Origin of the sequence: Paenibacillus sp. FSL R7-0210 (genome assembly GCF_038009085.1) — a bacterium.
GTDB lineage: Bacteria > Bacillota > Bacilli > Paenibacillales > Paenibacillaceae > Paenibacillus_AQ > Paenibacillus_AQ silagei.
Window position 1 is genome coordinate 2411097 of sequence record NZ_JBBPAR010000001.1, and the last position, 12405, is coordinate 2423501.

12 protein-coding genes and 1 pseudogene are annotated in these 12405 nt (G+C 48.2%); all 13 read right to left on the reverse strand.

Annotated features, from left to right (window positions below):
* Positions 1 to 7: 7 nt before the first annotated feature.
* Positions 8 to 877, reverse strand: coding sequence for a carbohydrate ABC transporter permease (locus tag MKY64_RS10540; RefSeq protein WP_076075216.1), 870 nt, complete (start codon positions 875 to 877; stop codon positions 8 to 10).
* Positions 878 to 890: 13 nt separating this feature from the next.
* The gene (locus MKY64_RS10545; protein ID WP_036726841.1) at positions 891 to 1838 is read right to left on the reverse strand and encodes an ABC transporter permease; all 948 of its coding nucleotides are present in this window, start codon (positions 1836 to 1838) and stop codon (positions 891 to 893) included.
* Between the two features lie 414 nt (positions 1839 to 2252).
* On the reverse strand, positions 2253 to 3809 hold the full coding sequence (locus MKY64_RS10550) for a glycine betaine uptake BCCT transporter (RefSeq protein ID WP_340952778.1): 1557 nt from the start codon (positions 3807 to 3809) through the stop codon (positions 2253 to 2255).
* Positions 3810 to 3923: 114 nt separating this feature from the next.
* Entirely contained in the window at positions 3924 to 4112 is a 189-nt protein-coding gene (locus tag MKY64_RS10555) for a hypothetical protein (RefSeq protein WP_340952779.1), read from the reverse strand.
* 150 nt (positions 4113 to 4262) lie between these two features.
* Positions 4263 to 4847 carry a GNAT family N-acetyltransferase gene (locus tag MKY64_RS10560; protein WP_339256977.1) on the reverse strand — a complete coding sequence of 195 codons (585 nt, stop codon included), beginning with the start codon at positions 4845 to 4847 and terminating at the stop codon, positions 4263 to 4265.
* Between the two features lie 22 nt (positions 4848 to 4869).
* Positions 4870 to 5172, reverse strand: a complete 303-nt coding sequence (locus tag MKY64_RS10565) for a MazG-like family protein (RefSeq protein ID WP_340952781.1) — start codon at positions 5170 to 5172, stop codon at positions 4870 to 4872.
* 23 nt (positions 5173 to 5195) lie between these two features.
* Positions 5196 to 6227 (reverse strand): hypothetical protein, encoded by a 1032-nt coding sequence (locus MKY64_RS10570; RefSeq protein ID WP_340952783.1) that lies wholly within the window; start codon positions 6225 to 6227, stop codon positions 5196 to 5198.
* A gap of 92 nt (positions 6228 to 6319) precedes the next feature.
* Positions 6320 to 7156, reverse strand: a complete 837-nt coding sequence (locus MKY64_RS10575) for a class I SAM-dependent methyltransferase (protein WP_340952785.1) — start codon at positions 7154 to 7156, stop codon at positions 6320 to 6322.
* 374 nt (positions 7157 to 7530) lie between these two features.
* Positions 7531 to 7878, reverse strand: a complete 348-nt coding sequence (locus MKY64_RS10580) for a winged helix-turn-helix transcriptional regulator (RefSeq protein WP_340952787.1) — start codon at positions 7876 to 7878, stop codon at positions 7531 to 7533.
* A gap of 45 nt (positions 7879 to 7923) precedes the next feature.
* Positions 7924 to 8670: pseudogene (locus MKY64_RS10585) on the reverse strand (SDR family NAD(P)-dependent oxidoreductase).
* A gap of 149 nt (positions 8671 to 8819) precedes the next feature.
* A complete protein-coding gene (locus MKY64_RS10590; RefSeq protein WP_340952789.1) occupies positions 8820 to 10559 on the reverse strand; it encodes an ABC transporter ATP-binding protein in 1740 nt (579 codons plus the stop codon).
* Positions 10560 to 10738: 179 nt separating this feature from the next.
* Entirely contained in the window at positions 10739 to 11131 is a 393-nt protein-coding gene (locus MKY64_RS10595) for a GNAT family N-acetyltransferase (RefSeq protein ID WP_340952791.1), read from the reverse strand.
* Positions 11118 to 12404, reverse strand: a complete 1287-nt coding sequence (locus MKY64_RS10600; protein WP_340952794.1) for an ABC transporter ATP-binding protein — start codon at positions 12402 to 12404, stop codon at positions 11118 to 11120. The genes MKY64_RS10595 and MKY64_RS10600 overlap by 14 nt, the downstream gene beginning before the upstream one ends.
* Position 12405 lies beyond the last annotated feature (1 nt).

Here is a 12405-nt window from a genome sequence, read left to right on the forward strand (position 1 = left end):
ATGCCTTTTAACCTTTAACTGATCCCAAGAGCACACCTTTGGTAAAATGCTTTTGCATAAACGGGTAGACGATCAAAATCGGAACCGTAGTCACGACAACTGCAGCCATTTGCACAGCGAACGTACTAACCGTGCCGGAATTGGCAAGCGAATCTGCACTTTGTGTGGCGACGTTAAGCAGGATGTTGCGCAAGATCACTTGAAGCGGCATTAGGCCCGAATCATTGATATACACAATCGCATCGAAGTAACTGTTCCAATGCCCGACTGCGTAAAACAAAGAAATTGTGGACAGGACGGGCAGTGACAGGGGTAAAATGATCCGCCATAACGACTGAAGCTCACTTGCACCGTCCACCCTCGCGGATTCCTCGATTTCTGCGGGCAATTGCTCGAAAAACCCTTTGATGATGACCAGATTAAAGGCACTAATGAGCTGTGGAATGATCAGTACCCATGGGCTGTTCAGCAATCCCAGAGAGCGGACTAATAAATAAGTCGGAATTAATCCTCCCCCAAACATCATAGTGAAGACAATGAATAGCAGGAATGGGCTTCGTCCCGGCAAATATTTTTTGGATAAGGGATAAGCCGCGATTACCGTAAAAAACACATTCAGCGCAGTGCCTGCAATCGTCCGGAACAAGGTGATTTTATACGCCTGCCCGATCCCGTGAGAAATGAATACTTCTTTGTAGGCCAGAAAGGTAAAGGTCTCTGGTATAATCACAATTCCTCTTCTTAACACTTCTGATTCCGGGGTCACTGAAACAGCAACCACATAGAGAAAGGGCAGTAAGCACATCAAGGACAGCAAAATCAGAATAAAATAAACGACGGCTTGCCAGACTTTTTCCCCGGTTGTCAAATTGATCATTTGGATCACCCCCTCACCAGATTTGCCCATCGAATTTTTTGGCCAGCTTATTCGCCGCGAGCACTAAACCAAATCCGATGACCGCTTTAAACAATCCCACAGCCGTAGCCAGGCCAATCTTCAGCCGCTCAAGCCCTTCACGGTAGACCCAGGTGTCAATAATGTCGATCTTCTCCTGATTGAAGCTGTTGGCAAACATGAATATCTGGTCAAAACCGGCATCCAGAATATGGCTTAATTTGAGGATCAGCATCAGAATCATAACTCCCCGGATGCCGGGAAGGGTTACATGCCAAAGCTGTCTCCATTTGGAGGCGCCATCCATTCTGGCCGCTTCATATAAGCTTGGATCGATTCCTGCTAATGCGGCAAGGTACAATATCGCGCCCCAGCCAATATCCTTCCATATTTCAGATAAGATAATCAGCAGCCGGCCCCAGGCAGGTTCCGTCAGGAATGAGATGGGTTCAACTCCAGCCTCCTTCAAAATCATGTTGAACAGCCCATCCCCCGGGGCCAATAACGCCACCATCATTCCATACACAATGACCCATGACAGAAAATGGGGCAAATAAGTGATCGTTTGTACGATTTTCTTAAACCATTGGGTATACACTTCATTCAGCAGCAAAGCCAGAAGGACCGGAGCCGAGAAGCCGAACAACAGCTTATACAGCGATATGATAATTGTGTTTCTCATGATGTCCCAGAAATAAACGCCGTTCATAAAATCCGTGAAATTTCTAAATCCCACCCACGGGCTGTCCCATAGCCCCAAAGCCAGGTTATAGTTCTTAAAAGCAATAATGATTCCCGCCATAGGAATGTATTTGAATACGGCAAAATAAACTAACGCCGGGAACAGGAGAGCGTACATCACTTTATACTTTTTTATCGTTCTTATCCATGAGTTCCGCTTTTGGGGTAGGGGCATGGCGTCCGCTGCCAATTTCGCTTGCATGTCATCACCTCGTCTCTATTTATAGTTGTATAGTAGCACCCCCTGCCCGGATAAATTTCTGTGATTTCTAGAATTTCTTATAAGATATTAATCTGAATTGTGAATGGAGGCTTTACGAAAAAAACCTCAGGACGCTAGGATCGCGTTCCTGAGGGTTCAGCCATTGTATATTATTTCAGGCTAAATCTGCTGCATGAGTACCTTGAGACAAGCGGAAATGCACTGATAAAATAAACGACAGTGAGCGAGGCGACGGTGAGAGCTAGTATCCAGGGGGCCGGGCACCTCTGACGATACGCGCGTTAGCTTGCCTCTATGAAGTACCTCCATTCTGTTAGCTTCTATCCTTAGATTATCCGTTGTGATCTTTAACACACACCTTTGTATAATTTTAGTTATAAGGATAACATCGGGTCAAATGGAATCCGCATTAGCTTGGATAGCCTCCTGCTCTTCCAGCAGCTGCTTCAGCTGTTGGCGTTGGCGTTTTTCCCGTTGACGGCGCTCTTTATCCTCCTCCTTGAGCGCTTTAAGCAGGGAGAAGCACATGCCGATCAGAACAATGGCAAAAGGCAGCGCAGCTACAATGGAAGCGGTCTGAAGGCCGCCCAAGCCGCCGCTAATCAGCAGCACAACAGCGATGGAGGATTGCAGAATTCCCCAGGTTAGTTTGACTCTTGCGCTGGGATTCAGCTTGCCGTCTGACGTTAGCATGCCCAGTACAAAGGTAGCCGAATCGGCTGATGTAATGAAGAAGATCATAATCAGGATCGTAGCTATTAACGATACTATGGTGCCTAAGGGCAATTGCTCCAGCATGACGAAAAGGGCGGTGGTCGTGTCTCCTTTAACGGCTTCAGCCAGCTGGACACCATCGAAGAGCTCCATTTGCATGCCCGTTCCCCCGAATACCGAAAACCAGATAAAACCGAACAGACTCGGTATAATCAGCACACAAATGACAAATTCCTTGATTGTTCTTCCTTTGGATACCCTCGCAATGAATGTTCCGACAAAGGGTGCCCAGGCAATCCACCAGGCCCAATAGAATAAGGTCCACGCCCCTACCCAAGTTCCCTTGGAAAAAGGCGTTAACCTCAAGCTCATATTGACGATGTTTTGCAGATAACTGCCTAATGTGGTTGTAAAGGTATCAAAGATAAACGAGGTCGGACCCGTTATCCATACGAACAGCATTAAAAGAACGGCGATCACCAGGTTGGTGTTGCTGAGGATTTTGATACCCTTGTCCAGACCGCTGGTAGCGGAGATGAGGAACAGCACGGTCACAACCGCAATAATTGCAATCTGAGCGGCTACGGTGTTCGGAAGTCCGAATAAATAATGCAGACCTCCGTTAATCTGCAGAGCCCCGAGACCCAGCGAAGTCGCTACTCCAAAAATCGTAGCAATCACCGCCAAAATATCGATGGCTTTACCCAGCCAGCCGGACACCAGCCGTTCCCCGAGTAGAGGGATAAAGGCGGAGCTGATCAAGCCTTTGTACCCTTTGCGGAACTGGAAATAAGCAAGTGTCAAGCCGATGACGGCATAGATGGCCCATGGGTGCAGTCCCCAATGAAAAAAAGAATAGCGCATGGAGATCCGTGCTGCTTCTGTCGTCCCTCCTGTTACGCCCTCCGGCGGAGATAAATAATGGGACAGTGGTTCAGCCACTCCCCAGTAGACCAGCCCGATCCCCATTCCTGCGCTGAATAGCATCGACAGCCAGGAGACTGTGGAATATTCCGGTTCATCGTCATCGTCTCCCAGCCGGATACTGCCGAACCTGCTGAAGGCTAAATAGAAGGTGAAGATCAAGAAGAACAGAGTCGCCAGCAAATAGAACCAGCCGAAATTATGGATGGAGAAAGTGTACGCGGCATTAGCGGTACTTGCCATCTGGTCAGGCGCCACTGCTCCCCATATGGCAAAAATCGCTACGATGGTAATTGAAATGATAAAAACCATATATGAACCTCCATGAGTAGTGTATGTATACAATAATAAACAAAAAACCCCTCAGGAAAGCATGGAAGGCTTCCTGAGGGGTCCATCCATTGTACTTTTCCGTCAGTGTCCTGCTCAGTTCTGTCTGTTCTCCACCGATTTCATACGGTTCTGGTCGTCAGGCACCCGGTCATGACTGAATTCCTGACCTGTTTCTACTTCCCCATCTTCGGATACAGCCCGGGCAAAGCTAGTGAACTGTCTCTTCTCCTCGTCCTGCTCCTGCTTCAGCTTCAAAAGCTCCTTCGGGTCCTGAGTTGTCATCACGCTAACCTCCTGAGAAATCTATTCATGCTGTTTATCTGCACTATAGAAGTTTTTCCATACTATCGGGGTACTTATGCACGAAGCTCACCACTAATGCAAAACACACCGCCAGGTGCCTTAGCGGTGTGTTTTGTCATTTCAGCTAACCTATTGGCTGACCGGCGAGCCTGCGATGATCGGCTTCACGAATACCGATTCGAATTCCTCGGCCAGCATATCCATCAGGATTGCATCATATTTCACGCCTCCGATAATGCGTGCCTGTCTTCTTCTCCCAATCTCTTTGAATCCGACCTTCTTATAGCATTGAATGGCTCTTTCATTAAAGGCGAACGTCCCCAGCATAATGTTGTTCAAATTCAGCAGATTGAATCCGTAATCGAGCAGCAGTCTCATGGCGTCAGAGCCGAAGCCTTTTCCCCAAAACTCCTTATCGCCGATAAAAATCCCTGCCTTGGCATTCCGGTCAACCAGATTGACATCAAACAGCAGGCAGCGTCCAATGGCCAAGTCGCTCTCCAGATCCACAATGCTGAACATATGCGTTCCAGACTTAAGTACATGCTCTATCCCCTCACGCTCCTTGTCCAGAGACGTTAGTAGATAGGCTTCATTCCCAAGCGGCGCTGTTACCTCCAGATCATTGAACCAGCGGGTCCAAGCCTCCGCATCGTCAGTAGCTACCGTGCTTAAGTAACACTTCTTTCCGGTTAATTTCTTATAATATTTCATTGATGTACTCCTTATTTTCAGATTATTCCTCCGCCTTCACAAGCACTCCATCCCTATTCTCATAGACTCTGCTTTCATTCTTAGTGATCTTGTTCATGATCTCTTCTTCGAGGTTAATCCCCAGGATCTCCGACAGTCCAATCAGGTAGATGGCAACATCCGCTAATTCTTCACCGAGGTCATCTTTCTTCTTCCGGTAGGCTTCGCAGGCTTCAGACAGTTCCCCGTGGGTCAGACAGAATTCCTGATAAATATCTGTGACATTGAACCCCTTCTCAAGCTTATTCTGATATACTCTCTTCTGGAGTTGTGCTAAATCAATCATTGTGATCACTCCTATCCGCTAATTTATTGATCTAATCCCGTATGCTTGCGTAAATGCACTAGCGACATGGGCTTAATCCGCTGGGCTTCGGCGATATTCTCATACAATAGGTGGCTCTTGCCTGCCTGGGCAAACGACTCACGTAAGGCTGCGATCCTGCCTTTTTTGAGATCAAGGAACTGGAAGTCGATCTGCTTCAGATGCTTCATTGCGGTCAAAGGCTCTAACTCCTTTGCGGTCACGGCTGCTGAAATCTCTCTTAGCTGTAACATTTCAAGCTGCGTTGCGGTCCATAAAGGGTCAATATCCTCCAGGGATTTCATCTGATCGAGTTCAAGCTGTATAAGCCCCGGCATATTCGAAAAGTCACACAAAGCCTCAAGCTTCGGCAAGGATAAGTTCAGGTATGTAAGATTGCTCATGGACTCCAGGGCATCCACCTCCGTTAAGTTGCGGATAGCTGCCAGACTCAGCATGGGGACGGTAGAATCTGCAAGCGCATCCAGTGATCCTTTCAAGATGGAGTCGTGAATGAAGAGGCACAGCAGGTTCGGTAACCGGCGGACAAATTCCAGCTCATGAATCGTAGTGCGCAAGATTAAGGTGTCCAGGCTGGCGGCATCGCCTATCGGCGTTAAGTCCTGAAATTGCCCATGGACCGAGAGATATTGCAGCTGCTTGAAGCTTGCGAGGAAGCTTAGGTCTATCGGCTTTTTGGCCGAAATGGATAAAAACTGCAGTCGCTGCAACTTGCCAAGCACACTCAGATCCACACTATGAAACAGATTCAACTCTAAAGCTGTGATGTGCTGTAGTTCCGCTAAGGTCTGCAGCAATTCCTCGGAATAGCGCACTTTCCTGTCGGCTTGGCTAATTGACAAGACCAGATCCGGGCGTTCGGCAAATACATGCTGATCTAATTCCTGCAGATCCTGGAGCTTGTCCACATCGATGACATACGAAATAATCGCCCGCTGTCTGAGCTCCTTCACCGCTTGATCCATTTTACCTTTTGTCCAAGGTGCTCCATTCATTGAGCTAGTCCATACTCCCATTTCCGTGATCCCCCGTTCCTTCGGATATAAAAAGTCCCGCCTGTTTGTGGCAGACGGGATTTTGATTAAGTCATGCTTATTGAGCGGCAGCCTTATAGCTTACGCACCACGTAGATGAGATTCATGCCGCAATCCAGCGTGCCCGGCAGTTTGGTGAACGCGATCTCCTGTTCGACAAGCAGCTTCCAGAATTCCTGATCAGCCCGGGCGTTCTCTAAGGCAGCATCTCCAGCTTGCGTATATAGTCCGGCAGAGCTTCTCTCCAGAATATTAACCGGAAACTGTGCAAATAAAGCATCCAGTTCAGAGCTTCTCATCATATGGACGTAATGCTTGCTGGGAACTGGATAATGATCTTCGTCCTGAACCCCTGTATTCATGAGCCATCTTGTAGCATCGATCCCGAACTGGTCCTTCTCATAGCGGATGCCTTCGAGATAATAGATGGAAGCGCCGATGAAGCTCATCGACCCGACAATCAGGAGGCCGCCCGGCTTAAGTACTCTTAGCAGCTCCCGGATACCATCCGCCTCTCTGTCCAAGAGATAGTTGATGACACCGCCAATACATACTACTGAGTCAAAAGAAGCATCTGCAAACACGCTCATATCCAGCACATCTAGCACATGGAACGCCTTGATTCTGTCCACCAGGGACAGCTCTTGCATTTTGGACTTGTTGAATTCAATCTGATGGCTGGACAGATCAGCGACGGTCAACTCAGAACACATGGTAGCCAGATCTTTGGTGTACCTGCCTGAACCTGCACCAATCTCCAACACTTGGTCCCCAGGCTTGATATAGCGCTGTAGAATGTCCAGATGCACCTGATACAAAAGCTCGCCTGGACCATCCTTCGTAAGCCGTGTCCATTCACGGTCACCATAGTTGTCATACCGGCTTCTCGGGATTTCGGGGTTGTAGCTCATGAAAGCCTCTCCTTTTCATATTCAATTGGGTAATCGGAGTAATATCGCTAATGTCGCTAATATCGCCTGCACTCATACAACCACCTCCTCCTTGGAATCCGTCTGCACTTATTATACTAAGCCTCGGCTTATTTGGCATCCTAAATTTCCCAAACTTAAGTTCCTCAGTGTGGGAGAGCCGTGACTCCAGAGAAGTTTGGGTCTCCGGCCGTCGCCAGACGTCCCCCTGGTCACCCCATTGTCCTTCTTTGGATAGGTTAGCGTAGTCTATTGCTGTCATTATGTCTCCTCCTCTGATGTATAGCGGCATATACGCAAAAGAAGCCTGCTGGCAGCAGGCTCCTCTAGTTAGAACTATAGTTTATTAACAATACTTATTCCAAATTTAAAATCTTAATCTCGCCAGGAGTGTAGGATTGTCCTGCATACTTCCCTCCCCAGTTACAAAGCAGTCTTAATACGGGTTCGAGGGATTGACCCAGCTCTGTCATTGAGTATTCCACCTTAGGCGGTACTTGATTGTACATGGTTCTGCGGATTAATCCGTCCGTCTCCAGCTCCCGAAGCGTTTGGATCAGCATCTTTTGCGAAATATTATGAACAAGCCGCTTCAGTTCCCCTGTACGCATCGGTCCTTGGATTAAATAGTACAGCACAAGCCCCTTCCACTTCCCTCCGATGACCTCTAGTGTAACTTCCAGTTCACAGTGAAAGATTTTCATAACAATCCATCATCTCCTGAGTTGATACACAAACGTTAAGCTGATTTAGATTTGAGCCACTCCACCGTCTGCGAATAATTCAATGCCGTTCAAATAACTGCTCTCCTCAGAGGCCAGGAACATGACTGCATTTGCGATCTCTTCTACCTGCCCTACTCTGCCGAGCGGGACATCTGTTTTGGCCTGTTCCAGGTAATTGTCAAGCTCGGAGCCGAACAATTCATCGTACGCCGGTGTGACGACTGAACCCGGACTAAGGACGTTCATCCGAATTCCAGTTCCTTTGATATCCAGAATCCAGTTGCGGACGAGCTGTCTGATCGCTGCCTTAGAGGCGCCGTAGATACTGAACGCGGGTACCCCCATTGAGCCGGCTGTAGAGCCTGTCAGGATAATGGAACCTTTTTGGTTAGGGAACAAGGGTAGTGCCTTTTGAACGGTGAAAATAGTTCCTTTCACGTTGACATCAAAGGTCTTGTAGTAGTGGGCTTCCGTAATTTCGCCTAACGGCAGGAATTACCCTAGTCCGGCATTGGCAAACAGAATGTCCAAATGTCCCTTTTCCCGCTTGACGGTATCGAATAAGGTGTCCAGATCTTCCAGCTTGGAGATGTCACCTTGAACGCCTGTAACATTCTGACCAATTTGCTGTACCGCTTCATCCAATTCACGTTGTCTGCGTCCTGTGATAAACACGTAAGCCCCATCTCGTACGAACTGCTCTGCCGCCGCAAGCCCGATGCCGCTTGTTCCTCCGGTTACAACTGCTACTTTCCCATCAAATCTACCCATACTATTATACACTCCTTTTATGGTTTGTAGTTCCTATGAACGCTAGTATGGGGGAAAAGTTACAAGAAAAACAGTACCCACTTTTTTGTGATATAGTCACCAAAAGGTGATAATTGAGGCGGTGCAAGCTGTGTTATTCTGCTGAAGCGCTAAATTTTCTGCTTCTCCACCATCTTGTAATACATTCCCTGTTGGACCAGTAATTCGGCTGGACTGCCTTGCTCAACAATTCTTCCCTTATCCACGACCAGGATGACATCTGCATTCTTCACGGTGGACAGCCGGTGTGCAATCACCAGGAACGTCTGCTTCCCTTTCAGGCTCAACAAGGTATCGTTCAAGTCACTCTCTGTCAAGGCGTCGAGAGCTGAGGTGTATTCATCCAGCATCAGAATCCGGGGTTCACTCATGAAAGCCCGTGCTAAAAGAATCCGCTGGATCTCGCCGCCGGAGAGATTGTCTCCATGGTTCTCCACCTGCTTATCATACGCTTCAGGCATGGCTTGTACGAATGAATTCACATGGGCAAGATCAACAGCAGTGCTGAATTTGCGCCAGGTCTCTTCATTCATGTCTTCCTTCTGCAATGGATAAATAATGTTGTCGAGAATGGACTTGTTCCATAACACTCCCTTTTGCGGGGAATAGCCGACATATCGTTTTAGTTCATGAATGTCCAGTTCTTGGATCGGAACGCCGTCCAGGCAAATCTCCCCTTCATCCGGCTCAATGAACCTGTGGATTAGCTCGAATATCGTAGATTTCCCTGAGCCGCTTAATCCAACAATCCCCACGAAGGCTCCGGGCTGAATGTCCAGAGTAAAGTCCGTGATCCCAAAAGAATCTGCCGGAGCGTACCGGTACGAGACATTCCTCAGCTGCAGGAGGGGGACACTGTGATAGTCGGGAGCTGTAGCTCCCGATGAAATTTTCTCCAGTTCAAGGATGTCATTCAGGTTATTAATAATGACCGTCATGCGGCTCCTATCGATGTTCAGCGTAAACAGCGACTTGAAAATCTGATACAGTCTTGGAAGAATCACAATGAAAGCCAGCAATGTGCCTGGTGAGATGCGGCCTCTCAGAATCAGGAACAGACTATAGCCGTAAATGATGCCCGTAATGATGGAAATGACCGTATCCGCGACCAGGTTCAACACCACATGATGAAATAGCCTAGACTGCCGGGATATCTTCCACGCCTCGTCATTCCACTCCCTCCAGCGTTTCTGCTCCGCCTGATGTCCGTTACACCTGTGGACCGCCTTCAGATTCGTGAAGAAATCATTCAAATAGTTGATGCCCTTATCCAAAATGCCATGATACTGCTTATCCAGGCGCTCCGTCCTGCTCCTGAAGCGCTTGAAGCCATACATACATAGAGGGAATGAGAGGATGGCTGCGAGTGTAAGCTCGGTACTCATCGAGAACATGATCCACAGGGTAGCGATTAGCAGAATAGCATTCGAGACCAAGGACATCAGGGTGTCTACCACGAAAATTTCACATAGCATCCCCACCTGCAAGGTGATCCGGTTAATGATTTCCCCCTTGCCGATGCTGTCCACGTTTCTTGGCCGGGTCTGGAGTACGTCAGAGAACAGCCGCAGGCGCAGATTCTTGGATAAATGGTTGCCCAGCTCATTATTATAATAAGAGGTGACGCTGTTCAAAGCTGCGTAAATTACGGGAATCAGAATAAGCAGGAGCATATAGAATGCAGCCGTAACGATCTGCTTGTCAGGCAGGATGTCGTCGAATAGGTCTTTGAACAGGAGGGGCTGAACAGTCGAGACGAATGCGGCTAAAATATTGAAGAGTAGGATCATAACAAGGATTCTCTTACTATTAGACAATATCTCCTTAATCAATGTCCGGGTCGGATTCATAAGTCCGCATAACCTCCTTCAAAGGGCGCAGCTTATGTAATCATAACGGATCGGGATGATGGAATTAACCTGCCTAATAATAGTAAATTACCTTACATATTATAGAATTACTGTCGGTTTAAGGTCTCCAAAAAACCAGCGTCCATAAGAGTTCGCTGGCTTCTCAGTTCTTGTATGAATTACTTTCCTTCCTCCGCTTTCCAGATCCCGGCCGCTGTAGACGAGAATCCGCACTTTTCATAGAATTCCTTATGCTCACGGCTATAAGTGAGGGTTACTATGGTCAATCCGCGTCGAATAGACTCGTTCAAAAGCTCCTTAACAAGCTGCTGTCCTACTCCGCGCCTCTGATAATCTGGATGGATGATAATGTCCTCCATATACCCGTGCTCCAGACCCGTTCCGGCAACATAGCCAAAAGCGATGAGTCTCCCTCCGGGATCTCTAGCTCCGGCCCAGAAATTGCACCGCTGAAACAGGGCAGGATAGTCAGAGTCTCTTCTTGACCAGCCCACGGCTTCTCTTAAACCGGGAACCTCCTCCGCGCGAATGTCCAAGTTAATCTGAATCATTTTCCAGATACAACACCTTTGCTTTTTTGTCGTAGGCAATCAGTTCCGCGTACCGGCCCCAGTCGATCAGGATATCCAGTTGAAGTGCGGCTTCCTCTGCCTCAAAATGCTTTTCGAAAATCTCCACGAAAAAGGCTCCTTCCATTTTATTATTTGATTTCGATTGCAGAATCCAGATGATTTTCTCCATGATGGGAACATGCTCCAGCACCTGGTCTTTAAAAATTTCCTTCCGGAAGAGAACACTTGCATTGGCAAACTGGCGTCCTGGCTCTGTCAACTCGATATCTCCATGCAGAACCGTAGCAAATTGCAGCATTTCCACCGCCTCGACGATCGGCAGGAAATCTTCCAGTTTCAGACTTAATTGATCGGCCAGCTTGTACAAGTCCACTTGTTGACCCAGATCGTCAATCAGTTCAATGAAGCCTGTGAGGGCGCCTGCCGGAACCGGTGGTATTTTCTCGATGGTATTTTGCTTTTCTTCGGCCGGACCGGCAGGCTTCACTTCCCTTTGGGTCAGTATGGAATAGATTTGGTCCACAAGCGATGTGAACTGCGGATCTTGCTTATCCCGCCAGTGCGGCAGCGCAATGGGAATATCGGAGATCACACGGGCAGGATCTCTGGATAAGACGATCGCCCGGTCTGACATATAGACAGCTTCCTCTATACTGTGGGTGACCATAATAATGCATTTGGTAGGGATTTGCCGCTCCGTCCACAGCTCCAGCAAGTCGCGCTTCAGATTCTCTGCGGTCAATACGTCAAGAGCCGAGAACGGTTCATCCATCAGAAGAATATCCGGCTCCATGACGAGCGCCCGGCCGATGCCCACACGCTGGCGCATCCCTCCTGATAATTCTTTGGGGTATGCCCCTTCAAAGCCGTCCAGACCAACCATATCGATGACAGCGAGTGCTTTACGCATTTTGTCGGCTTCGCGCAGCGGTTTGTTCGCAAGTCCCAGCTTCACATTCTCAAGGACCGTAAGCCAAGGGAATAATGCAAACGATTGGAACACCATCCCGACGCCCGGATTCGTACCGGCAATCTCTTGTCCATTATAGAGCACCGAGCCTTGAGAAGGCGGCACAAGACCTGCGATGATGCGCAGAAGCGTCGATTTCCCCGAGCCTGAAGGTCCCAGGATCGAGACTAACTCACCTTCTTTAATCTGAAGGTTGATATCTTCCAGAATACTCACATTTGCCTGCTTCGGCTGATCATAACGTTTGGTGATTTGCTTTAATTCAATCAATGCTTTGGTCATG